Here is a 21,454-nt window from a genome sequence, read left to right on the forward strand (position 1 = left end):
CCCGGAGCGAGGCCGGTCGTCGATCAGAACGCGGGCCACGGAATGCGACGGTCCCCGAGCGGCTTCGGCATGACCGGCCGCGCGAGCAGCGCGGTGATGCGGGCGCGCAGCGCCGCGACCTCGGCGCCGGTGATGTAGGCGCGCAGCTCGTTGCCGAATTCGCCGTCGAGTCGCTGGGCGAGTTTCTCGAGGTCGGTGAGCAGCTCCGGGTCGACGGATCGGCCCGCCCAGCCCCACAGCACGGTGCGCAGCTTGTTCTCCTGGTGCAGGCAGATGCCGTGGTCGACGCCGTAGACACCGCCGTCGAGTCCTTCGAGGGCGTGCCCGCCCTTGCGGTCGGCGTTGTTGAGGATCACGTCGAGCACGGCCATGCGGTTCAGGCGCGGGTCGTCGGCGTGGACGAGCACGACCTCGGCGCCGTCGTAGTCGCGGGCCCGCAGCACCGGCAGCCAGCCGCTGGGGACGGCCCCGGCCGGGCACAGGTCGATCAGCTCGATGTGCCCGTCGGGGGCGTCGTCGGGGTCGGGGGTGTCGATCCACTGCTGCACCATGCCGGTGCCGAACGGCCCGTCGCGCAGCACGGTCACCGGGATGACGCCCCAGCCGAGCGCCTCGGAGATCAGGTACGACGCGACCTCCCGGCCGGCGAGGGTGCCGTCGGGGAAATCCCACAGCGGCCGCTCGCCGCGGACGGGTTTGTAGACGCAGCGCACCACGGTGCCGTCGAGGGTCGCGTCGCACACGAGGGTCGCGTTGCTCGCGTGCACGACACGGCCGACGACGGTGAGTTCACCGCGCTCGAGCACATCTCGGATGTCCGGGATGCTCACCTGGTCAGGACTCCTCACCGAACCAGGATGCCGGATCGAACCCGGGGGTGCGCAGGTAGCCGTTGGTGCGGATGCACACGTGGCCGCCGCCGCCGATCGGTTCGCCGCACAGCGGGCACGGGGTGCGGCCGGCGGAGACGACCATCTCCGAGCGGGCCGCGAACTCGAGGGCCTGCTCGGGGGTGAGGAACACGCGGACCGCGTCGGGTCCTTCCTCGGTGTCGTCGAGCACGACGGACTCGTCGAGTTCGGCCTCGGTGACGGCGAGGAGTTCGACGACGACGGCGCTGGTGTCGGCGTCCCAGCCCAGTCCCATGGTGCCGACCCGGAATTCGGCGTCGATGGGGGTGATCAGCGGGCTGATGTCGATGTCGGGATCTTCGGGCAGGTCGGTGCCGAACCGCCGGTGCACCTCTTCGAGGAGCAGGCCCATGCGATCGGCGAGGATCTTCACCTGCTGTTTCTCGAGCAGGACGCTCACCACGCGGGACTCGTGCACGGCCTGCAGGTAGAACACCCGGTCGCCGGGTTCACCGACCGTGCCGGCGACGAACCTGTCCGGGGTCCGGAACACGTGTATCGCGCGGGCCATCGCACCTCCTCGAGTCGTATGTTTCGAATGAGCCGAACACTGCCATTATCCGCCGGACGTCGCCGTCGTCGGGGGGTCACCGGCCGGGTTCACCTCGCCGCCGGGCACCGATTTCGGGGGGACGGCGAGCCCGGTCAGATCCGGGCCGGTGTCGTTGATGCGGAGCACGAACGGACGCGTCTCGGTGTAGCGGACGACGCTGAGCGAGGCCGGTTCCGCGACGATCCGCTGGAACCCGTCCAGGTGCGTGGCGAGCGCGTCGGCAAGGACGGATTTGATGACGTCGCCGTGACTGCACGCGATCCACACGACGTCGCGGCCGTGCTGTTCGGTGAGCCGGGCGTCGTGTTCGCGGACCGCGGCGACCGCGCGGGCCTGCACCTGCGCCAGCCCTTCCCCACCGGGGAACACGGCCGCGGAGGCGTGCTGCTGCACCACCTTCCACAGCGGTTCGCGGACCAGTTCGGACAGTTCCCGGCCGGTCCACTGCCCGTAGTCGACCTCGGCGAGCCGGTCGTCGACGAGCGGGGTCAGGCCGCGGTCGGTGGCGAGCGGAGCGACCGTCTGTTGGCAGCGCAGCAGCGGCGAGTGCACGATCTCGGTGATCTCCAGGCCGGCGAACCGGGCGATCAGACCCTTGGCCTGGATGTGTCCGAGTTCGTCGAGTTCGACACCCGGAGAACGACCGGCCAGCACCCGCGAGGTGTTGGCCGTCGAACGTCCGTGCCGCAGCAGGATCACCGTCATGGAATCCAGCCTAATGGGCCACCCGCACCCGGGCAGGTCACGGCGCCGCGCGGGGGCGCGCCGCGCGGTCAGGTCGCGGAGATCACCCCGGTGCCCAGCAGGGCGAGCACGAGGACGCCGAGCAGGATGCGGTAGCCGACGAACCAGTACATCGAGTGGTTGGTGACGAACCTGAGCAGCCAGGCGATCGCGGCGTAGCCGACGCCGAAGGCGATGACGGTGGCGACCAGCAGCTGCGGCCCGGACGCGTTGAGACCCTCCCCCGCGGGTTCGAACGCGTCCGGCAGGCTGAACAGCCCGGAGGCGACGACGGCGGGGATGGCGAGCAGGAACGAGTAGCGGGCGGCGGCCTCGCGGTTGAGGCCGAGGAACAGGCCGGCGGAGATGGTGCCGCCGGAGCGGGACACGCCGGGGATCAGGGCCATGGCCTGCGCCGTGCCCATGACCAGGCCGTCGCGCAGGGTCAGCTGCTCGATGCCGCGCTTCTTGGGGCCGTAGTACTCGGCGGCGGCGATGACGGCGGAGAACACGATGAGCATCGTCGCGACCAGCCACAGGTTGCGGGCGACGGTGCGGACCTCGTCCTTGAGGACGAATCCGAGAATGCCGATGGGGATGGTGCCGAGCAGCACGTACCAGCCCATCTTGTAGTCGTGGTCGGCGCGCAGTTCCTTGTGGAGCAGGCCGCGGAACCAGGCGAGGAGGATGCGCCAGATGTCGCGGGCGAAGAACACCAGCACGGCGGCTTCGGTGCCGAGCTGGGTGACGGCGGTGAAGGAGGCGCCCGCGTCGGATCCGAAGAACACCTCGGAGACGATGCGCAGGTGTCCCGAGGAGGACACCGGCAGGAATTCGGTCAGCCCCTGGACGATGCCGAGCACGATCGCCTGAATCCAGGTCATGGACTCGCCGATCATGCGACGATCTCCGCACGGGAGTGGGGGCAGCGGCACAGGGGGCGATCGAATCTCACTCGGGGCACAGTACGCGGCGCGCCTGGCCGACTTCGGGACCCTCGCGGCACTAGGGTGCGTTCCAGGGCGAGGAGTCGCGGTTGCGGCCCGGCGACCCGATCGGACGGTCACGAAACGCGGGCGGTTATGGAACAGAGAACGGTGGGAGCGAGCGGGCTGCGCGTCTCGCGGCTCGGTTTGGGCACCTTGACCTGGGGTCGCGGCACCGACGGGGACGAAGCCGCGGCGCAGCTGTCGGCGTTCGTCGATGCCGGCGGCACCCTCGTCGACACCTCGCCCGCGTACGGCGACGGCATGTCGCAGCGGATCCTCGCCGAGTTGCTCGACGACGTGGTGCCGCGCGATCGGCTGGTGTTGTCGGGCAGCTCCGGGATCGACACCTCCAAGCTCGGCCAGGGACGCGTCGACTGTTCGCGCGGGGGGCTTCTGACGCAGCTCGATGCGACCCTGCGGGAGCTCGGGACCGATCATCTGGATGTGTGGCAGGTCGCCACGTGGGATCCGCAGACACCGGTGGACGAGGTGGCGGCGACGCTGGAGTACGCGATCACCAGCGGCCGCGTGCGCTACGTCGGGGTGCGCGGCTATCTGGGCTGGCAGCTCGCGACCGCCGCTTCCGCGGCGCCGCGGGGTGCGCGTCTGGTGAGCACCCAGGTCGAGTACTCGCTGCTGGCGCGGGGCGTCGAGGAGGAACTGATCCCGGCCGCGACGTATCACGGCGCCGGGGTGTTCGCGGCGGTGCCGCTGGCCGGGGGTGTCCTCACCGGCAAGTACCGCAGCGGGGTGCCGGTCGATTCGCGCGGCGCCGACGAGGTGCACGCGGAGGAGGTTCGTCACTATTTGACCGATTCGGCGGTGCGGGTGGTCGACGCGGTGGTCACCGCCGCGGACGGGCTGGGCACCTCCCCGCTGGCGGTGGCGCTGGCGTGGGTGCGGGACCGGCCCGGGGTGGCGTCGGCGCTGGTCGGCGCCCGGGATCTGGCGCAGCTGACCGGGGTGCTGGTGGCGGAGGAGCTGGAGTTGCCGGCGGCGATCGCGTCCGCGCTCGACGATGTGAGCGCCTGAATCCGCTGCGGCCTGAATCCACTGGGGCGGAGAGGAAACCCGCGTTCGCGCACCCTACGAAAGTTAGGCTACCCTGCTCCCTAGGTTCGGGTTGGCTACAACAGGGAGAGCATATGACCGCCACCGAGGTTGCCGGATTCGCCGAGCGCATCAAATCCGGAACTGCCGCGGAACACAGCGAGACCGAGAATTCGGCGTTCGTCACCGAGCTGCTCGGCGGGCAGCTCAACACGGCCGGCTATGCCGCCCTGCTGGCCCAGTCCTGGTTCATCTACGAGGCCCTCGAACGGATCGGCGCGAGCTATGCCGACGATCCGATCGTCGGCCCGTTCCTCGCCGACGAGCTGCTGCGCACCGCCGCGCTGGAGGCCGATCTGCAGTTCCTGCTCGGCGACGACTGGCGGGCCACGGTGACGCCGCTGCCCGCGACCGTGCGGTACGTGCAGCGGCTAGAGGAGGTCGCCGCGACCTCCCCGGAGGCATACCTGGCGCACCACTATCTGCGGTATCTCGGTGATCTGTCCGGTGGCCAGATCATCCGCCGCATGCTCGAGCGTGCCTACGGGTACGAACGCGACGGCCTGCGCTTCTACACCTTCGACGACATCCCGAAGACGAAGCCGTTCAAGGACGCGTACCGCGCGAAGCTCGACGCTGCCCCCTTGGACAGCGCGCAGCAGCAGGCCGTGATCGACGAGGCGAACCTGGTTTTCGGTCTCAACCGCGAGTTGTTCGCCGATCTCGGCGCCGATCTCGACAGCTACCGGGTGGCGACGCCGCAGTCATGAACCGCTTCCGCCGTTACGTTCTGTCCCTTCTTCTTCCGCTGGTGACGGTGCTGGCCGTCGCCGGATGCGGTGCCACCGGCGCGTCCGGTTCGGCGCCGGCGACCGGGGCGCGCACCGCGGTGATCGCCGACCGGGATCCGCGGCCGATCGCGGAGAACCCGGTCCCGACGCTGCCGGTGACGGTCCGCAGCTTCGACGGGGTCGACGTCACCGTCACCGACGTCTCGCGCATCGTCACCGCGGACCGCTCCGGCACCCTCGCCCAGACCGTGTTCTCCCTCGGTCTCGGCGCCAACCTGGTGGGGCGGTCGACGGCGAGTTTCCCGGCGTCGGAGCATCTGCCCAATGTCACCCCGGGCGGGCACGGCCTGAACGCCGAGGCGATCCTGGCGCTGAATCCGACGGTGGTGCTCACCGACTCGTCGATCGGGCCGCTGGCCGTGCAGGAGCAGTTGCGGGCCGCCGGGATCCCGGTGGTGTTCGTGGACCCGACCCGCACCCTCGACACGGTCGCGTCCGGGATCGAGGCGGTCGCGGCGGCGCTGGGGGTGCCCGAGCAGGGGGCCGCGCTGGTGCAGCGCACCGAGGAGGAGATCGCCGCGGCGAGCGCGTCGATCCCCGCGGACCATCCCGAACCGACCGTGGCGTTCCTGTATCTGCGCGGCTCGGCGATCAAGATGCTCGGCGGTCCGGGCTCCGGGGCCGACGCGCTGATCGGCGCGCTCGGCGCCCGGGACGCCGGCACGGTCGCCGGACTCACCGCCGAGTTCACCCCGATCACCAGCGAGGCGATGATCGCCTCCGCACCGGACGTGATCCTGATCATGACGCACAGTCTGGAATCGGTCGGCGGTCCCGACGGTCTCGCGGCGTTGCCCGGCGTCGAGCAGACCCCCGCCGGGAAGAACCGCAGGATCATCGACATGGACGATTCGGTGCTGCTCAGCTTCGGTCCCGACACCGGCAAGGTCCTGGCCGCGCTCTCCGACGCCCTGTATCCGCAGGCCCAGGAATGACCACGGTCACCGACAGCACCGCGACGCCCGCAAGCACGAAGGAGGCCGGCGCCCGGCGCAGCACCCTGGTGTTCACCGGGCTGACCGTCGCGCTGGTGGTGCTGGCGCTGGTGTCCGCGTGCCTCGGGCAGGTGCCGACGTCCCCGGCCGAGGTGGTCGGCAGCCTGCTGCACCGGCTCGGACTGGATGTCGGGCCCATGCCCGCGCACCCGGCCGGCGACGTCGCGTTGTGGCAGGTGCGGTTCCCGCGGGTGGTGCTGGCGATGCTCGTCGGCGCCGCTCTCGGCTGCGCCGGCGCGCTGCTGCAGGGGGTGTTCGCCAATCCGCTCGCCGAACCCGGCGTCATCGGTGTCTCCTCCGGCGCGGCCGTCGGGGCCTCGCTGGTGATCGTGCTGGGCGGCGCGTTCACCGCCGGCTGGGCGTTGGCCGGGGCCGCGTTCGTCGCCGGCCTGCTCACCACCGCCCTGGTGTACGCGCTGTCGCGGTCGAACGGGCGCACCGAGGTCGTCACGGTCATCCTCACCGGTGTGGCCGTCAACGCCGTCGCGGGCGGGCTGATCGCGCTGTTCACGTTCGTCGCGAACCCCGCCGCCCGCGACCAGATCGTTTTCTGGCAGCTCGGCAGCCTCGGCGGCGCCACCTGGGAAATCGTGTCGGTGGTGGCGCCGCTGACGTTCGCCGGGATCGCCGCGGCCGTCGTGCTGGCCCCGAAGCTCGATCTGCTCTCGCTCGGCGAGTCCGTGGCCCGGCACCTGGGGGTCGACGTCGAACGCGTGCGGCAGGTCGCGATCGTCATCGTCGCGGTGCTGGTGTCCGCGGCGGTCGCGTTCACCGGCATCATCCTGTTCGTGGGCCTGGTGGTGCCGCACCTGATGCGGATGGCGCTCGGTCCCGCGCATCGGCGGCTGATCTGCGCGAGTGCCGTGTGCGGCGCGGTGACGCTGCTCGCCGCCGACCTCGGCGCCCGCACCCTGGTCGCGAACGCCGATCTGCCGTTGGGCATGCTCACCTCGCTGATCGGCGGGCCGGTGTTCTTCTGGATGCTGCGCCGCACCCGCGCGAGCCAGGGAGGGTGGGCATGAGCCGTTCCCGCGTGTTCGGCCGGTGGCGCGACGACCGGCAGGTCCCGGAACGCTCCGGGCCCGGAGCGGTGACGATGCGCGCGACCGGGGTGCGGCTGCACCGCGGCGACCGGCAGATCCTGCACGACGTCGACGTCGAGGTCCGGGCCGGGGAGGTGCTCGCGCTCGTCGGGCCGAACGGCGCCGGCAAGTCGACGCTGCTGGCCGCGCTCACCGGTGATCATCCGATCTCGGGCGGCCGCGTCGAGGTCGACGGGCGCCCCCTCGAGGAGTGGGCGCCGGTCGCGTTGGCGCGGCGCCGGGCGGTGCTCCCCCAGCAGCACACGGTCGGGTTCCCGTTCACCGCCGTCGAGGTGGTGCGGATGGGCCGGTCGGCGTGGGCGCGCACCGCACGGCAGGGTGACGACGACGCCCTGGTCGCCGCGGCGCTCGCCGAATGCGACGTCGCGCACCTGCAGGATCGTCCGTTCCCGGCGCTGTCCGGGGGTGAACGTGCCCGGGTCGCGTTGGCGCGGGTGCTCGCGCAGGACACCGAGACGCTGCTGCTCGACGAACCGACCGCGGCCCTGGATCTCGGGCATCAGGAAGCGGTGATGCAGGTGGTGCGGGCCCGCGCCGATCACGGGCACGCCGTGGTGGTGGTGCTGCACGATCTGGGGCTGGCCGCGGCCTACGCCGACCGGGTGTGCGTGCTCGAACGCGGCCGGGTCGTCGCGGACGGGCCGGCCGGTGAGGTGCTCACCGAGAAGTTGCTCAGCCGCGTCTACGCGTATCCGGTGCAGGTGGGCAGCGACCCGACGACGGGTACTCCCCTGGTGCTGCCGCGGCGGGACCGGCCGGGCCCCTCGGTGGCGGCCGCCGGCTGAGCCGGCAGATGCGGCACCGCCGGTTGAGCCGGCAGATGCGGCACCGCCGGCTGAGCCGGCAGAAGCGGCACCGCCGGCTGGGCTCGGTTCGCGTCGCCTCGGTCACATTCGGCGGGTGCCGCGCCGAGGCGGCTGCGGTGCCGCCGCCCGGATCAGGAAGACTGGAGCGAAGCGCGTCTCCGATCGGGGGGCGCGCGCGTGGGGTCGACGGGTGACAGCGAGGAGCAGCGAGATGGGTAGACCGGCAGTACGTGCGACCGCGGTGGTGGTGGGACTTGCGGTCGCTCTGGTCGCCGGCTGTTCCTCCGATACCGATGCGGAGAAGGTGCCGACCCGCGAACCCGCGACCCCGATGGCCGCCCCCGAGACCACGACGCCCCCGGCCGGGACGGTGCAGCAGGTCGGGACCGGCGTCGAGGCGCTCGCGCAGGCGCCCGGCACCGATGTGCTCGCCGCGCTCGTCGACGACGGCACCCGACTGCTGCTCACCGGCTCCGCCACCGACAGCGAGCCGCGCCCGGTGCAGCTGCCGCGGGACGCGGTGACGGTCCTTCCCGGACCGGACGGTCAGGTCCTGGCGCCCGCCGCCGGCGCGGTCCTGCGCGTCGACGTCGACTCCGGTGAGGTCGCCGAGGTCCCGGTGGACGGGGATGCCACCGCGGTCGCGGTGCTGCCGGACGGTCGCTGGGCGGTCGGGACCGCCACCGGCACCACCTACGTTCTCGATCCGGCCTCCGGGGCGGTCGAGTCCACTATCACCGGTCTGGTGTCGGTGGATGTGCTCGTCGCGGCCGGCGACGACGTGGCCGCGCTCGATCGGCGCCAGACCTCGATCACCGAACTGAACCTGAGCGACGAACGGCTGCGGATGGCGCTGCGGGCCGGGGAGGGTGCCGCCCAGATGATCTCCGATCCGTACGGCCGGGTCGTGGTCACCGACACGCAGGACGACGAACTGCTGGTCTACACGCTCGATACGCTCGTGTTGCGGCAGCGCTACCCGAGCGGGCCGGGCCTGTACGGGGTCGCGTACGACGAAGCGCGGGATCTGGTGTGGGTGACATTGACCGGAAGCAACGAGGTTGTGGGCTACGATCTGTCGACCGGGATCCCGAGAGAGAAGCAGCGCTTTGCGACGGTGCGGCAACCCGACTCGGTGTCCGTCGATTCGGACGATGCGGTGTTGGTGATCGGCTCGGCGACCGGTGACGGCTTGCAGCGGATCCCGATCGGGGGTGAGTGATGGCAGGAAGCCGGTTCACGCGACTGCCCGTCGACTGGGACACCAGCAACGACGCCTACGAATACGTGCCGCTGCGGTTGCCGCCGGACGTGTCACGGGTCAGTGCGTCGATGCGGTTGGCGATCTCCGCCGAGTTCCACGGCTGGGAGCTGAGCCGGGTGCGGCTGTACCCGGACGGGAGCCGCCGCGTGCTGCTGCGCCGCCGCAAGACCGATCACCACGTGCCCGAACCGACCGTTCGTTGACACCGACCCCGGACCGCCTCGGCCGGGTTTGCAGGGAGTTTTCGTGTATCGCTATGTCCTGAAACTGATGTTCCTGCTGCCGCCGGAACGCATTCACCACCTCGCGTTCCTCGCGATGCAACTGGTGACGCGTTTCGCGCCGCTGCGGGTGCTGGTGTCGAAGATCCTCGTGGTGGACGACCCGGTGCTGCACAACACCGTGTTCGGGGTGCCGTTCCGGGCGCCGCTGGGGCTGGCCGCAGGGTTCGACAAGGACGCCACCGGCGCCGACGTGTGGGGCCCGCTCGGGTTCGGCTTCGCCGAGATCGGCACCGTGACCGCGCAGGCCCAGCCGGGCAATCCCGCGCCGCGGCTGTTCCGGCTGCCCGAGGACCGCGCGCTGATCAACCGGATGGGTTTCAACAACCACGGCGCCGGCGAGGCCGCCAACCAGCTGCGGCAGCGGCTGCGCACCGTGCCGATCGGCGCGAACATCGGCAAGACGAAGATCGTGCCTGCGGGCGAGGCCGCCGCGGACTACACCGAAAGTGCCCGCCTGCTCGGTCCGCTCGCGGACTTCGTCGTCGTCAACGTCTCCTCGCCCAACACCCCCGGTCTGCGGGACCTGCAGGCCGTCGAGTCGCTGCGTCCGCTGCTCGCGGCGGTGCTCGACACGGTGACCGTGCCGGTGCTGGTGAAGATCGCGCCGGATCTGTCGGACGAGGACGTCGACACGGTCGCGGATCTGGCGGTCGAGCTGGGTCTGGCGGGCATCGTCGCGACCAACACCACCATCCGGCGCGACGGTCTGCGCACCGACCCCGCGCGAGTCGAGGAGATCGGCGCCGGCGGCCTGTCGGGTGCGCCCGTCGCCGATCGCTCCCTGGAGGTGCTGCGGCGCCTGCACAAGCGGGTCGGGGACCGGCTGGTGCTGGTGTCGGTGGGCGGCATCGAAACGGTCGAGCAGGCGTGGGAGCGGATCCTCGCCGGCGCGTCGCTCATCCAGGGCTACACCGGGTTCATCTACGGCGGCCCGTTCTGGATGCGCCGCATCCACAAGGGTCTGGCCCGCAAGCTCCGGGCCTCCGGCTACGCGTCGATCGCCGACGCGGTCGGCGCCGCCAACTGATCGCGCCGCGCGCATGCGGGTGGCGGCCTCGTCCGTGCGTGGCCGCCACGACGCCGGGAGCTGAGCCGAAAGGGCGGGCGACGACGCCGGGAACGGGGACACTGGCCCCATGCTGCACCTGCGCATCCTGTCGCCGAGCGAGCTGACCGAGGACACCGTCCGCATCCTCCGCGACGAACCCGGAGTCAGCGGACTCGCGGTGATACACGGTGCCGCGCTGCGCCCGGTCGGCGACATCGTGCATGCGGACGTGGCGCGGGAGGTGACCAACGACCTGATCGAGCAGCTCCGGGCGATCGAGTTGCACCGCAGAGGCACGATCGAGATCGAACCGGTACATGCCTGGCTCTCGCGCAGCGGGTTCGACGCGGAGTTGCGCACCCCGGGGAGCAGCGCCGACGCCGTCGTGTGGGCGGAAGTCGCGCAGCGTTCCTACGAGGACGTCGAATTGAACTGGACCTACCTCAGCTTCATGACGATGGCCACGTTGCTGGCCGGCATCGCGATCGTCACCGACTCGCAGGTCCTGGTCATCGGTGCGATGGTGCTCGGGCCCGAGTTCGGTGCGATTGCCGCGCTCGGCGTCGCCCTGGTCAAGCGGCGCTTCGTGCTGCTCGCGACGGCGGCCCGCACCCTGGTGGCCGGGTTCGTGGTGGCGATCGCGGTCACCGCGGTGGCCGCGCTCTCCGCTCGGCTGCTGGGCTGGATAACCCTCGACGACATCACCGGTCCGCGACCGGAGACCGATTTCATCTACACACCCGACAAGTGGTCGTTCCTCGTGGCCGTGATCGCAGCGGCGGCAGGGGTACTGTCCCTGACGTCGTCCAAGCTGGGCGGATTGTCCGGGGTGTTCATCTCGGTGACGACGGTCCCCGCTGCGGGCAACGTCGGCGTCGGTCTCGCATTCGGCGCTGCCGAAGAAATCTGGGGCAGCACACTGCAACTCGCCCTCAACCTGTCCGGAATGGCGCTGGCGGGCTGGGCGACACTGGCCGTGCAACAGGTGGCGTGGTCCCGGGTGTCGGTGCGTCGCTTCCGCGCCCTCGATCGCCGCCGCCGGATGCTGTGACCGCACCGGGTGGTGGGTCGTCGAGCGAGTGTCACTTCACCTCGTAGGTGCCGGTCAGCAACGCGCGGGCGATGGCGTGCCCGAACACGTTGAAACCGAGGAACGCCGGGGTGGAGTCGGCGGTGAGCCCGTCGATCGTCTCGACGTCCAGCGCGTGGACGGCGACGATGTAGCGGTGGTAGCCGTGACCGGCCGGCGGGGCGGCACCGATGAAGCCGGGGGCGCCGCCGTCGTGGCGCAGGGTGACCGCCTCGGCGGGCAGGCCCTCACCGCCGGCACTGCCGGCGCCGGCGGGCAGCTCGGTGACGGTCGCGGGGATGTTCGCGACGGCCCAGTGCCAGAAGCCGGACGCGGTCGGGGCGTCGGGGTCGAACACGGTCACCACGAAGCTCTTCGTCTCTGCGGGGAACCCGGACCACGACAGCTGCGGGGACACGTCGCCGCCGCCCGGGATCCCGAACGCGCCGCTGGCCTGCGCGAGTTTCCACTCCTCACCCTCGGCGAAGTCCTCGCTGGTCACCTGGAACGTGGGCAGCGTCGGGAGAAACTCGTACGGGTCGTAGTCGAACGCCATCGGGGGTCCTTTCCTCGTGGGGGACGGATCTTCAGGAATGCAACAGGAAGTGTTCCATGACACGGGTCCCGAATCGCAGAGCCTCGACCGGGACACGCTCGTCGACTCCGTGGAACAGCGCCGCGAAGTCGAGTTCCGGCGGCAGCTGCAGCGGCGCGAACCCGAAGCACCGGATGCCGAGTTTCGCGAACGACTTGGCGTCGGTGCCCGCGGACAGCATGTACGGCACGGTCCGGCCCAGCGGATCGTGCGCGAGGATCGCCGCGTTCATCGCGTCGACGAGGTCGCCGTCGAAGCTGGTCTCGTAGGAGTCGAGGCTCGTGATCCATTCGCGGGTCACGTCCGGGCCGATCAGTTCGTCGACGGTGCGTTCGAACTCGGCGAGCCGGCCGGGCAGGATGCGGCAGTCGACGACGGCCTGCGCGGTCTGCGGGATGACGTTGGCCTTGTAGCCGGCCTGCAGCATCGTGGGGTTGGCGGTGTCGCGGAAGGTCGCACCGATGATGCGGGCGATGGACCCGAGCTTGGCGAGGGTGCCCTCGATGTCCGGGGAGGCCGGATCGAAATCGATACCGGTTTCCTCGGACGCCGCGGCGAGGAACTCGGCCACCGAATCGGAGATCACGAGCGGGAAGGTGTGGCTGCCGAGCCGCGCGACGGCCTGCGACAGGATCGTCACCGCGTTCTCCTCGTGCAGGAACGAGCCGTGCCCGGCCCGGCCCTTGGCGGTCAGCCGCATCCAGCCCAGGCCCTTCTCGGCGGTCTCGACGAGGTAGAAGCGGCGCTCTCCCCCGTCGCGGCGGGGCACGGTCAGCGAGAAGCCGCCGACCTCTCCGACGGCCTCGGTGACGCCCTCGAACAGGTCGGGGCGATGCTTGACCAGCCATTGGCAGCCCCAGAGGCCGCCGGCTTCCTCGTCGGCGACGAACGCGAACACCAGGTCGCGGGGCGGGACGATGTTCTCGGCCTTGAAGCGGCGGGCCACGGCCAGCATCATGCCGACCATGTCCTTCATGTCGACGGCGCCGCGACCCCACACGTAGCCGTCCTCGACCGCGCCGGAGAACGGGTGCACGCTCCAGTCGGCGGGTTCGGCGGGCACGACGTCGAGGTGACCGTGCAGCATGAGGGCGCCGCGGCTGCGGTCCGCACCGGGCAGCCGCGCGAACACGTTGCCGCGGCCCGGCTGACCGGACTCGACGTATTCGGTTTCGTATCCCACTTCCTCGAGCTGCGCCGCGACCCACTCGGCACAGGCACGTTCGCCGCGGGTGGTCGCCGGGTCGCCGGTGTTCGAGGTGTCGAACCGGATGAGCTGGGAGACCAGGTCGACGACCTCGTTCTCGGCTCGGGACGGGGTGTGGGCGCTCACGTGTTCGGCCATGCCTGCATGTCTACCACCGTGGGTCCGCATCTGTGCAGGTGAAGGGGGCGATTTGGGCGCGTGGACGCGGTGGGTTACTCTTTCACAGCACCCACGGAGAGCGGGTGCGAGACAACTGAGTCCGAGTGGCGGAATGGCAGACGCGCTAGCTTGAGGTGCTAGTGTCCTATTAACGGACGTGGGGGTTCAAGTCCCCCCTCGGACACTCTGAGTTGAGACAGACGACGAAGGCCCCGAACCGACAGGTTCGGGGCCTTCGTCGTTCCCGGTCCTCCCCCGCCCGTGCGCGTTTCCGGTAGCGGGGGCTGCCGGAAACGCGCACGAGCACGGGGGTCGCGGCGCGCCGTCGACGCACCCGCCAGGGGAATTGGGGAATTGGGCATCGATGCGCTACTGTTCTCGTCAGCGCCCGCGGGAGCGGGAGCTACCGGCATGTCCATGCACATCCGGTCCGAGTGGCGGAATGGCAGACGCGCTAGCTTGAGGTGCTAGTGTCCTATTAACGGACGTGGGGGTTCAAGTCCCCCCTCGGACACTCCAACGAGGTCACGAACCCGACAGGGATCGTGACCTCGCTTTCGTTTCCCGGACATCTGCTTGCCGGACTTCCCCGACTCCGGATGCCGAAAATCCGTTGCCCCCTGTGTCGTAGCTGCGCTCTACTGTGGCGTTCGTTTCGAAGCACGAGGGGGAAAGAAGATGGCTGCAACGATTCGGCGCGCCGACGGCACCGGCATCTACGGGCCGGCCAAGCTGTCGGACGAGCGCCTGCAGCACGAACTGGCGCTGCGTCGCCGCGCGCAGCGCATTCCGTCGCGTCGCCGCCACGACGGGAAGGGCGGTCGACGGCAGCAGCGCCGCGCCGCCGTTCAATCCTGGTGACGCAGTTCCGCTTTCTCCGCCGGCGGTGAGCTCGAGGAGCGACGATCGAGATCTGTCCGGCTCAGCGGCGGGTCGATCACCTCCGGGACCTGCCCCACCTCCGGACGCGCATCGCGTGCAGTGGCATCCACCCGCCGCTGCTCGTCGCGGCGCCGCTGTGCGGCGGCGTCCTCCCGCTCGAGGTGGGCGTAGACGATGCGCTGCTGGACGTAGGTCCAGATGTTGTTGCTCACCCAGTACAGCAGGATCGCGATCATCAGGACCGGGCCGCCGACGAGGGCCCCGAGCGGGAACACCCACAGCGTGATCTTGTTGATCACGGCGGTTTGCGCGCTGGCCGCGACCACCGGGTCCTGGCGTGCCACCGATGCCCGCGCGTTGAAATGCGTCGCGAGGCTCGCGATCACCATCAGCGGAAGTGCGACGGTCGCGATCGCGCCGGCCGTCGGAATGCCGCCGAAGTGGACGAACGACGCGAGCGTGCTCTCCGGCGTGGTGATCGCGGCGGAGATCGGCGCACCGAAGAGGCGGGCGCCGAGGAAGGACTGCACGTCGGTGGCGCTGAACACGTAGTTGGCGGTGTGGGCGTTCTCCTCGGGGGTCATGCCGAGCTTGCCGATCCCGGTGCCGGTGCGGTTGAACGAAGCCAGCACGTGGCACATACCCAGGAACACCGGACCCTGGAGCAGCGCGGGCAAGCAGCCCATCAAGGGGTTGAAGCCGTGTTCCTTTCGGAGCTTCTGCATTTCCGACACCAGGCGGGGGCGATCGTCGGAGTACGCGTGCTGCAGGGCCTTGATCTGGGGCCGGAGTTTCTGCATCTGCCGGGCGGTCCGGATCTGCCCGATTCCAGGTTTCAGCAGGACCAGGCGCAGAGTGAACACCAGGAAAATCACGGCGAGCGCCCACGCGACGCCGTTGTCGGGGCCGAGCACCGCGCCGAACGCATTGTGCCAGAACCACAGGATCGCGGACACGGGATAGTAGACGAAATCGAGCATCGAACACCTTCCGGCACGATGCGGCGACAGCCGGCATCGTGCGGGTGAATGGGGGGCACCGGACCCGGAGTCGACGGTGCGGCGGACAACTGCGGGCCGCGCGCTCGTGAGAGCGTTATGCGGCGAGCAGTACCCGCCCGGGTGCTCGGGGGCGACGTGGCCTGCCGGGAGTGTTCGGGGCGCTCTGGCGACGGAACGCACCGCGCAGGCGACGCTCCTCGCCAGGAGGCCCGGAAGACGAGATCGGCGGCGGGCACAACGCGGGGAGCACGCTGCACGTGGCGATCGCGACGATCGCCACGATGGCGACCGCGCCCACGGCAAGCGCAGTCGGGGCATCGATCGCGACGGTGATCGTGACCAGGATCGTGAGCACGGACAGCCACGCGAGCCGAACGACGGCCAGCTGCGCGAGTTCCTCCCCGAAACGTGTCACGACGGCCAGCGTACCGGGCTCGGTCGCGGAACCGGTCGGTGTGCGCGGTGAAGTGGGCGTGCAGCCGCGCGGCTGCCGGCGACAACTCGCGGGCCGGTCGTCAACCCGCATGATGCGACCGTCGACGCTCGTCACGGGCACGGCGACTTCGCCTGCGGTCGGGGTTCCGCGCGCGGTGGGCACCGACCCTCGCTCGGTTCCGTGTGGATTCGCGCGGCGTGGACGAATCGACACGGAACCCGCTCGACGGGAGCTGAATCAGGCGCGGCGTCCCTTGCGGAAGTACCAGATCGGGCCCACGAAGTTGATCAGGGTGATCAGCGCCCATTTGCCCTTGCTGCCGTTGACCTTCTCGGCGGGCCGGGTGGCCAGGTCCGCCCAGGCCGTCGCCGCCAGCGACAGCTGCACGCTCGCGAGCGTGAGGACCGCGGCCTTCTGCCACGGCGCGAGGTCGGCGAACTTCTTCTTGGCAGCGCTCATGGGTGGTGTCTCCTCGGGTGTGTGGACGGACGCACCGGCTGCGCCCGATACCATTCATTGCTACCGCACGACATCGGAAAAGGTTCATGAACACCCACTGCGACACTCCGGCCGCGGATGCCGGCGCCGTCCCGCCGCGCGCGATCGACCCGGCCGACCTCGAAACCTGCCTGAAGGTTCTCGACCTTGCGGCCGGTCTGGACGCCGACCATCCCGACGCGATCGCGGTGCAGCGGGCCGTCGGCCACATGTTCAAGAAGTTCAAGCGGCTGCGCCGCAACGAGGCCCGCAGCCGCAAGGTCCAGGCCGACCGTGAGGTGCTGTCCGCGACCGCGACCGGGTCGCCGACCCGCATCGACGACGAAACCGCCGGGCTGACGCTGACGTCGACGACGCGCGGCGCGTCCGCGGGCACCCTGCTGCGACCCCGGCACTGCTATGTGTGCAAGGACAAGTACACCCGGGTCGACGCGTTCTACCACCAGCTGTGCCCGACCTGCGCGGCCGAGAACCACGCGAAACGGGACGCCCGTACCGATCTGACGGGTAGGCGGGCCCTGCTCACCGGTGGCCGCGCGAAGATCGGCATGTACATCGCGTTGCGGCTGCTGCGTGACGGCGCCCACACGACCGTCACCACCCGGTTCCCGAACGACGCGATCCGCCGGTTCTCGGCGATGGAGGACAGCGCCGACTGGATTCACCGGCTGCGCATCGTCGGGATCGACCTGCGCGATCCCGCCCAGGTGGTCGCCCTCGCCGACGATGTCGCGGCGCAGGGACCGCTGGACATCCTGATCAACAACGCCGCGCAGACGGTGCGCCGCTCCCCCGGCGCCTATTCGGCGCTGGCCGAGGCCGAATCGGGACCGCTGCCATCGGGTCAGCTCCCGGAGATGATCACCTTCGGCAAGCCGTCGGACGCCCACCCGGCGGCGCTGGCCGGGTCGCTGCCGAGCGACCTCGCCGCGCACGCGCTGACCCCGGAGTCGGTGACGGCGCTGGCGATGGTTGCCGGCTCCGCGACCCCGGAACGGATCGCCGCGGGGGTCGCGGTCGACGCGGGCGGGTTGCTGCCGGACCTCGTGCACACCAACAGCTGGGTGCAGACCGTCGGCGAGATCGAACCCCTCGAACTGCTCGAGGTGCAGCTGTGCAACTCGGTGGCGCCGTTCATCCTGGTCAACCGGCTGCGTCCGGCGATGGCCGCGGCCGCTGCGCGGCGCAAGTACGTGGTGAACGTCTCGGCGATGGAGGGGCAGTTCGCCGGCCGCCGCTACAAGGGGGCAGGGCACCCGCACACCAACATGGCCAAGGCCGCGCTGAACATGCTCACCCGCACCAGCGCGGAGGAGATGCTCACCGACGGCATTCTCATGACCGCGGTGGACACCGGATGGATCACCGACGAGCGGCCGCATCACACCAAGATGCGTCTGGCCGAGGAGGGCTTCCACGCGCCCCTCGACCTCGTCGACGGCGCCGCGCGGGTGTACGACCCGATCGTGCAGGGCGAGGCCGGGGTGGATCTGTACGGCTGCTTCCTCAAGGACTACAAGCCCGCGCCGTGGTGAGGCCGACAGAGTCGCCGTGGTGAGCCCGACAGAGTCGGCGTGGTGAGCCGCGACTGAGACGTACCCGACAGAAAAGGGCAGGTGGAGACGGGTTCCACACGCGCTCGGCCGTGCTCGTCCGGGTCGGTGCCGGGATACTGGAGGCAGTTCCGTCGAGCCGCCCAGGAGCAGCATCATGACCGTCGCAGTCGTTCACGCCGAGACACCCGAGGGCCGCGCCGCGCTCGCGGCCGCCGTCGACGAGGCCTCCCGCCGGCAGGACGAGCTGCTGGTGCTGCACGTGCTCGACGACGACGGGGCCGCCGCCGAGGCGGAGGTCGAATCGGTGCGCACCGCGGTGCGCCGGGTCGCCGGGGACAGCGGCTGGGAGGTACGCACTGCCGTGCACGACGGGGACGCCGTCGGCACCCTCGTCGAGCTGGCCACCGACAGCGGCGTGGACCGCATCGTGATCGGCAGCCGCGGCCGCAACGCGCTCGGCAAGTTCCTGCTCGAGCGGCCGCTGCAGCGGCTGGTGATCGAGGTTCCGGTGCCGGTTCTCGTCGTCAAGGAACCCGACGAGGAGTAACCGACCTACGCTGGAACCATGCCCTATCGGGTTCTGGCCGACGGCATCGCGCTCACGCATCTGGCGTTCCTGCTGTACGTCACGTTCGGCGGGTTCGTGGCGTGGCGCTGGCCGCGCACGATCGTGCTGCACGCGGTCGCCGTCGTGTGGGGGCTCGCCTCGGTGTTGGTGGGGTTCGACTGCCCGCTCACCCACGCCGAGAACTGGGCGCGTCACCGCGCCGGCGAGGCGGGGCTGCCGCCGTCCGGATTCATCGACCACTACCTGACCGGGGTGATCTACCCGGATTCCGCGCTCGGCCTGGTCCGCGCGCTCGTCGCGGCCTGCATCCTCGTGTCGTGGGTGGGCCTGTGGCGGCGGTCGCGTCGTGTGAGTTTCGTCGCACGGTGATTTACCCGGCAGTAGGGTGTGCGCCATGAACGCTGCCTCACGCGAACTCGACATCGTCGTCTACGGAGCCACCGGGTTCGTCGGCCGGCTCACCGCCGCCTACCTGGCGGAACATCTGCCGTCCGGGTTGAAGGCCGGCCTGGCCGGGCGGTCCCGCAGCCGCCTCGAGAAGGTCCGCGCGGACCTCGGCGGCACAGCTGCGGACTGGCCGATCCTCGAGGCGGACGCCGAGGATCCGGAGTCGCTGGCCGCGCTGGCCGCGGCGACCCGGGTCGTGATCACCACCGTCGGCCCCTACGCCAAGTACGGGATGCCGCTGGTGCAGGCGTGCGCCGAGGCGGGCACCGACTACGTCGACCTCACCGGCGAGGTGCTGTTCCACCGCGAGAGCATCGACCGGTTCGCCGACACCGCCCGCCGCACCGGCGCCCGGATCGTCCATTCCTGCGGCTTCGACTCGATCCCGTCCGACCTCGGCGTGCACGCGTTGTACCGGGCGGCGCAGGCCGACGACGCGGGCGAACTCGCCGACACCACGCTGATTCTCACCGCGTTCCGCGGCGCCCCCAGCGGCGGCACCATCGATTCGCTGCGCACCCAGCTCGACGTCGTGCGCAAGGACCGCGCGTTGCGGAAGGTCGCGGCGCAACCGTATTCCCTCAGCCCCGACCCGGCGCAGGAACCTCGGTTGGGCCGAGAGAACGACCTCGCGTTCGTCGACGGCAAGACCATCGCACCGGAACTGTCCGGATGGAAGGCGCCGTTCGCGATGGCGTCGTACAACACGCGGATCGTGCGCCGCACCAACGCCCTGACCGGGTGGACGTACGGCAGGTCGTTCCGGTACCGCGAGGTCATGAACGTCGGGTCGTCCCCGCTGTCGCCGGTGCTGGCCGGCGGGGTCGCGGCGGGTCTCGGCGCGCTGGTGCTGGGCCTGTCGTTCCCCCCGACGCGTTTCCTGCTCGACAAGGTGCTGCCGAAGCCGGGCGAAGGGCCGTCCGAAGCCACTCGCGAGCGCGGGTTCTTCACGATCGACCTGTACACGACGACCACGACCGGCGCCCGCTACACCACCCGGTTCGCCGCGCAGGGCGATCCCGGCTACAAGGCGACGGCGGTGATGCTCGCCGAGTCCGCGCTCTCGCTGGCGGTGGGTGGTTCCGCGCTGCACGCCGGCGGCGGGGTGCTCACCCCAGCGGTCGCGTTCGGCGACGTGCTGACCGAACGGCTCCGCGCGGCGGGATTCGAGATCGAGACGCGTCGGCTTCCCTGACGGTCCGTGCGGGACGACACCTCCCGTGGGCCCGGAGGTGCCGTCCCGCACGGGATCACGCTATGCTCGACCGGTCGCCGTGTCCTCGGCGACCCGACGACGAAGGACGACAGCCGTGCAGACGACGAGCATCGAGGCCGCCCCGGCCACCGTGCTTGCGTTGATGCCGTTCTGGCCGACTCGTCGTGGCGCGTGCTTCGACGGCGCGTGTTGTTGCCAGGTGTGTTGCTGAGCGGTCTTTCCGCTCCCCAATTCCCTTCGGTAACCACGTTCGCGGTCGGAGCATGCCTTGTTCAATTTGCTGATCTTCACTCTTGTCGGTGTCGGCGCACAGCTCGTCGACGGCGCACTCGGCATGGCCTTCGGCGTCACCGCCACCACCCTGTTGATCTTCAGCGGTGTCGGGGCGGCGCATGCCAGCGCGGCCGTGCACCTGGCGGAGGTCGGCACCACCCTGGTCTCGGGCATCTCCCACTGGAAGTTCCGCAACATCGACTGGAAGGTCGTCGCCAAGCTCGGCGTGCCCGGCGCGATCGGCGCCTTCCTGGGCGCGACCGTCCTGTCGAGCCTGTCCACCGAGGCCGCGGCCCCGGTCACCGCGGGAATCCTGCTGGCGATCGGTGTGTACGTGGCGCTGCGGTTCTCGGTGCGACCGCCGGCGGTCGCGCATGCCCGCACCTCCCCGCACACCGCGAAGTTCCTGTCGCCCCTCGGCTTCTTCGGCGGGTTCGTCGACGCCAGCGGTGGCGGCGGATGGGGACCGATCACCACCAGCACCCTGCTCTCGCGCGGGAAGACCGCGCCGCGTACCGTGATCGGCTCGGTCAGCGCGTCGGAGTTCATGGTCGCGGTCGCGGCCAGCCTCGGGTTCCTGTTCGGCCTGGGTCGCGAGTCGGTCGGCAACCTGCTCGTCGTCGCAGGCCTGGCGATAGGTGGCGCGATCGCCGCACCGGCGGCCGCGTGGCTGGTCAGCCGGGTGCCGGCGACGCTGCTCGGCACCGCGGTCGGCGGCATCATCGTCATCACCAACGCGCAGAAGCTGTTCAAGTCGTTCGAGGTGACCGGCACCGTCGCGATGCTGCTGTATCTGCTGATCGCGGCCGGTTGGATTGCCCTGCTCAGCGTCTCGTGGCGGCGTTCGCGGCTCACCCGCGCCGAGTCCGCCGGGTCGCTCGAGAAGCTGCAGACCCCGGTCGCCCCCGTCCTGCGCGAAGAGGTCTGAGGCGCTCCGCGCCGGTGTGCACAAATGGCGGCTGGGACCGCC

24 protein-coding genes and 2 tRNA genes are annotated in these 21,454 nt (G+C 70.6%); 17 read left to right on the forward strand and 9 right to left on the reverse strand.

What is annotated here, in order from left to right:
• Positions 1–23: 23 nt before the first annotated feature.
• From M1M07_RS15585 to M1M07_RS15600, 4 genes are all read right to left on the reverse strand, one after another.
• Positions 24–830 carry an SCO1664 family protein gene (locus M1M07_RS15585; RefSeq protein ID WP_197251046.1) on the reverse strand — a complete coding sequence of 269 codons (807 nt, stop codon included), beginning with the start codon at positions 828–830 and terminating at the stop codon, positions 24–26.
• Between the two features lie 4 nt (positions 831–834).
• A complete protein-coding gene (locus M1M07_RS15590) occupies positions 835–1,422 on the reverse strand; it encodes a DUF3090 domain-containing protein (RefSeq protein WP_197251047.1) in 588 nt (195 codons plus the stop codon).
• Positions 1,423–1,467: 45 nt separating this feature from the next.
• A complete protein-coding gene (locus tag M1M07_RS15595; RefSeq protein WP_197251048.1) occupies positions 1,468–2,169 on the reverse strand; it encodes a histidine phosphatase family protein in 702 nt (233 codons plus the stop codon).
• Positions 2,170–2,237: 68 nt separating this feature from the next.
• Positions 2,238–3,083 carry an undecaprenyl-diphosphate phosphatase gene (locus M1M07_RS15600; protein ID WP_248674847.1) on the reverse strand — a complete coding sequence of 282 codons (846 nt, stop codon included), beginning with the start codon at positions 3,081–3,083 and terminating at the stop codon, positions 2,238–2,240.
• 186 nt (positions 3,084–3,269) lie between these two features.
• Between M1M07_RS15600 and M1M07_RS15605 the strand changes: the two genes are divergently transcribed.
• From M1M07_RS15605 to M1M07_RS15645, 9 genes are all read left to right on the forward strand, one after another.
• Positions 3,270–4,208 carry an aldo/keto reductase gene (locus M1M07_RS15605; RefSeq protein ID WP_248674832.1) on the forward strand — a complete coding sequence of 313 codons (939 nt, stop codon included), beginning with the start codon at positions 3,270–3,272 and terminating at the stop codon, positions 4,206–4,208.
• A 113-nt stretch (positions 4,209–4,321) separates the two neighbouring features.
• The gene (locus M1M07_RS15610; RefSeq protein WP_248674833.1) at positions 4,322–4,996 is read left to right on the forward strand and encodes a heme oxygenase (biliverdin-producing); all 675 of its coding nucleotides are present in this window, start codon (positions 4,322–4,324) and stop codon (positions 4,994–4,996) included.
• Positions 4,993–6,012: a hemin ABC transporter substrate-binding protein gene (locus tag M1M07_RS15615; RefSeq protein ID WP_248674834.1), complete on the forward strand. Its 1,020-nt coding sequence runs from the start codon at positions 4,993–4,995 to the stop codon at positions 6,010–6,012. Before M1M07_RS15610 ends, M1M07_RS15615 begins: the two co-directional genes overlap by 4 nt.
• Complete coding sequence (locus M1M07_RS15620) at positions 6,009–7,094, forward strand: iron ABC transporter permease (protein WP_197251052.1); 1,086 nt, start codon at positions 6,009–6,011, stop codon at positions 7,092–7,094. Before M1M07_RS15615 ends, M1M07_RS15620 begins: the two co-directional genes overlap by 4 nt.
• Positions 7,091–7,960 (forward strand): heme ABC transporter ATP-binding protein, encoded by an 870-nt coding sequence (locus tag M1M07_RS15625; protein ID WP_197251053.1) that lies wholly within the window; start codon positions 7,091–7,093, stop codon positions 7,958–7,960. Before M1M07_RS15620 ends, M1M07_RS15625 begins: the two co-directional genes overlap by 4 nt.
• Positions 7,961–8,192: 232 nt before the next feature.
• Positions 8,193–9,203, forward strand: a complete 1,011-nt coding sequence (locus M1M07_RS15630) for a hypothetical protein (protein WP_197255916.1) — start codon at positions 8,193–8,195, stop codon at positions 9,201–9,203.
• Entirely contained in the window at positions 9,203–9,448 is a 246-nt protein-coding gene (locus tag M1M07_RS15635; protein ID WP_197255914.1) for a DUF5703 family protein, read from the forward strand. Before M1M07_RS15630 ends, M1M07_RS15635 begins: the two co-directional genes overlap by 1 nt.
• Positions 9,449–9,491: 43 nt before the next feature.
• Complete coding sequence (locus M1M07_RS15640; RefSeq protein ID WP_248674835.1) at positions 9,492–10,556, forward strand: quinone-dependent dihydroorotate dehydrogenase; 1,065 nt, start codon at positions 9,492–9,494, stop codon at positions 10,554–10,556.
• Between the two features lie 109 nt (positions 10,557–10,665).
• Positions 10,666–11,628, forward strand: coding sequence for a DUF389 domain-containing protein (locus M1M07_RS15645; RefSeq protein WP_248674836.1), 963 nt, complete (start codon positions 10,666–10,668; stop codon positions 11,626–11,628).
• A 31-nt stretch (positions 11,629–11,659) separates the two neighbouring features.
• On the opposite strand, the gene M1M07_RS15650 is transcribed toward M1M07_RS15645, so the two are convergent.
• Together M1M07_RS15650 and M1M07_RS15655 are read right to left on the reverse strand one after the other, a co-directional pair.
• Positions 11,660–12,202 carry a YbhB/YbcL family Raf kinase inhibitor-like protein gene (locus M1M07_RS15650; protein ID WP_248674837.1) on the reverse strand — a complete coding sequence of 181 codons (543 nt, stop codon included), beginning with the start codon at positions 12,200–12,202 and terminating at the stop codon, positions 11,660–11,662.
• 31 nt (positions 12,203–12,233) lie between these two features.
• Positions 12,234–13,586, reverse strand: a complete 1,353-nt coding sequence (locus M1M07_RS15655) for a M20/M25/M40 family metallo-hydrolase (RefSeq protein ID WP_197252291.1) — start codon at positions 13,584–13,586, stop codon at positions 12,234–12,236.
• Positions 13,587–13,705: 119 nt separating this feature from the next.
• Here M1M07_RS15655 and M1M07_RS15660 point away from each other — a divergent pair.
• From M1M07_RS15660 to M1M07_RS15670, 3 genes are all read left to right on the forward strand, one after another.
• Positions 13,706–13,791 (forward strand) — tRNA-Leu (locus M1M07_RS15660).
• A gap of 244 nt (positions 13,792–14,035) precedes the next feature.
• A tRNA-Leu gene (locus M1M07_RS15665) sits at positions 14,036–14,121 on the forward strand.
• A 164-nt stretch (positions 14,122–14,285) separates the two neighbouring features.
• Complete coding sequence (locus tag M1M07_RS15670) at positions 14,286–14,468, forward strand: hypothetical protein (RefSeq protein WP_248674838.1); 183 nt, start codon at positions 14,286–14,288, stop codon at positions 14,466–14,468.
• Here the strand turns inward: M1M07_RS15670 and yidC are convergent.
• The 3 genes from yidC to M1M07_RS15685 form a co-directional block, all read right to left on the reverse strand.
• Complete coding sequence (gene yidC, locus M1M07_RS15675; protein WP_248674839.1) at positions 14,456–15,469, reverse strand: membrane protein insertase YidC; 1,014 nt, start codon at positions 15,467–15,469, stop codon at positions 14,456–14,458. The two genes, M1M07_RS15670 and yidC, sit on opposite strands and share 13 nt — an antisense overlap.
• 115 nt (positions 15,470–15,584) lie before the next feature.
• On the reverse strand, positions 15,585–15,905 hold the full coding sequence (locus tag M1M07_RS15680) for a DUF6412 domain-containing protein (RefSeq protein ID WP_197252289.1): 321 nt from the start codon (positions 15,903–15,905) through the stop codon (positions 15,585–15,587).
• Positions 15,906–16,163: 258 nt separating this feature from the next.
• Positions 16,164–16,385 carry a hypothetical protein gene (locus tag M1M07_RS15685; RefSeq protein ID WP_197252288.1) on the reverse strand — a complete coding sequence of 74 codons (222 nt, stop codon included), beginning with the start codon at positions 16,383–16,385 and terminating at the stop codon, positions 16,164–16,166.
• An 86-nt stretch (positions 16,386–16,471) separates the two neighbouring features.
• Between M1M07_RS15685 and M1M07_RS15690 the strand changes: the two genes are divergently transcribed.
• The 5 genes from M1M07_RS15690 to M1M07_RS15710 all read left to right on the forward strand — a co-directional run bounded on the left by M1M07_RS15690 (position 16,472) and on the right by M1M07_RS15710 (position 21,412).
• Positions 16,472–17,959, forward strand: coding sequence for an SDR family NAD(P)-dependent oxidoreductase (locus M1M07_RS15690; RefSeq protein ID WP_248674840.1), 1,488 nt, complete (start codon positions 16,472–16,474; stop codon positions 17,957–17,959).
• A gap of 175 nt (positions 17,960–18,134) precedes the next feature.
• Complete coding sequence (locus M1M07_RS15695) at positions 18,135–18,527, forward strand: universal stress protein (RefSeq protein WP_248674841.1); 393 nt, start codon at positions 18,135–18,137, stop codon at positions 18,525–18,527.
• 18 nt (positions 18,528–18,545) lie between these two features.
• On the forward strand, positions 18,546–18,917 hold the full coding sequence (locus M1M07_RS15700) for a DUF2784 domain-containing protein (protein WP_248674842.1): 372 nt from the start codon (positions 18,546–18,548) through the stop codon (positions 18,915–18,917).
• Between the two features lie 25 nt (positions 18,918–18,942).
• Positions 18,943–20,190, forward strand: coding sequence for a trans-acting enoyl reductase family protein (locus tag M1M07_RS15705; protein ID WP_197252284.1), 1,248 nt, complete (start codon positions 18,943–18,945; stop codon positions 20,188–20,190).
• Positions 20,191–20,479: 289 nt separating this feature from the next.
• Complete coding sequence (locus tag M1M07_RS15710) at positions 20,480–21,412, forward strand: sulfite exporter TauE/SafE family protein (protein ID WP_197252283.1); 933 nt, start codon at positions 20,480–20,482, stop codon at positions 21,410–21,412.
• Positions 21,413–21,454: the final 42 nt, after the last annotated feature.

It is taken from the genome of Rhodococcus sp. HM1 (assembly GCF_023218075.1).
Taxonomy (GTDB): Bacteria; Actinomycetota; Actinomycetes; order Mycobacteriales; family Mycobacteriaceae; genus Rhodococcus.

What these genes read in the sequence shown, in the direction of transcription:
- M1M07_RS15620 (WP_197251052.1), top strand. Translation starts at nt 6,009, where the DNA reads ATGACCACGGTCACCGACAGCACCGCGACGCCCGCAAGCACGAAGGAG.
- M1M07_RS15625 (WP_197251053.1), top strand. Translation starts at nt 7,091, where the DNA reads ATGAGCCGTTCCCGCGTGTTCGGCCGGTGGCGCGACGACCGGCAGGTC.
- M1M07_RS15695 (WP_248674841.1), top strand. Translation starts at nt 18,135, where the DNA reads ATGACCGTCGCAGTCGTTCACGCCGAGACACCCGAGGGCCGCGCCGCG.
- yidC (WP_248674839.1), bottom strand. Translation starts at nt 15,469, where the DNA reads ATGCTCGATTTCGTCTACTATCCCGTGTCCGCGATCCTGTGGTTCTGG.
- M1M07_RS15650 (WP_248674837.1), bottom strand. Translation starts at nt 12,202, where the DNA reads ATGGCGTTCGACTACGACCCGTACGAGTTTCTCCCGACGCTGCCCACG.
- M1M07_RS15655 (WP_197252291.1), bottom strand. Translation starts at nt 13,586, where the DNA reads ATGGCCGAACACGTGAGCGCCCACACCCCGTCCCGAGCCGAGAACGAG.
- M1M07_RS15700 (WP_248674842.1), top strand. Translation starts at nt 18,546, where the DNA reads ATGCCCTATCGGGTTCTGGCCGACGGCATCGCGCTCACGCATCTGGCG.
- M1M07_RS15605 (WP_248674832.1), top strand. Translation starts at nt 3,270, where the DNA reads ATGGAACAGAGAACGGTGGGAGCGAGCGGGCTGCGCGTCTCGCGGCTC.
- M1M07_RS15705 (WP_197252284.1), top strand. Translation starts at nt 18,943, where the DNA reads ATGAACGCTGCCTCACGCGAACTCGACATCGTCGTCTACGGAGCCACC.
- M1M07_RS15685 (WP_197252288.1), bottom strand. Translation starts at nt 16,385, where the DNA reads ATGAGCGCTGCCAAGAAGAAGTTCGCCGACCTCGCGCCGTGGCAGAAG.
- M1M07_RS15590 (WP_197251047.1), bottom strand. Translation starts at nt 1,422, where the DNA reads ATGGCCCGCGCGATACACGTGTTCCGGACCCCGGACAGGTTCGTCGCC.
- M1M07_RS15615 (WP_248674834.1), top strand. Translation starts at nt 4,993, where the DNA reads ATGAACCGCTTCCGCCGTTACGTTCTGTCCCTTCTTCTTCCGCTGGTG.
- M1M07_RS15635 (WP_197255914.1), top strand. Translation starts at nt 9,203, where the DNA reads ATGGCAGGAAGCCGGTTCACGCGACTGCCCGTCGACTGGGACACCAGC.
- M1M07_RS15630 (WP_197255916.1), top strand. Translation starts at nt 8,193, where the DNA reads ATGGGTAGACCGGCAGTACGTGCGACCGCGGTGGTGGTGGGACTTGCG.
- M1M07_RS15610 (WP_248674833.1), top strand. Translation starts at nt 4,322, where the DNA reads ATGACCGCCACCGAGGTTGCCGGATTCGCCGAGCGCATCAAATCCGGA.
- M1M07_RS15690 (WP_248674840.1), top strand. Translation starts at nt 16,472, where the DNA reads ATGAACACCCACTGCGACACTCCGGCCGCGGATGCCGGCGCCGTCCCG.
- M1M07_RS15670 (WP_248674838.1), top strand. Translation starts at nt 14,286, where the DNA reads ATGGCTGCAACGATTCGGCGCGCCGACGGCACCGGCATCTACGGGCCG.
- M1M07_RS15595 (WP_197251048.1), bottom strand. Translation starts at nt 2,169, where the DNA reads ATGACGGTGATCCTGCTGCGGCACGGACGTTCGACGGCCAACACCTCG.
- M1M07_RS15645 (WP_248674836.1), top strand. Translation starts at nt 10,666, where the DNA reads ATGCTGCACCTGCGCATCCTGTCGCCGAGCGAGCTGACCGAGGACACC.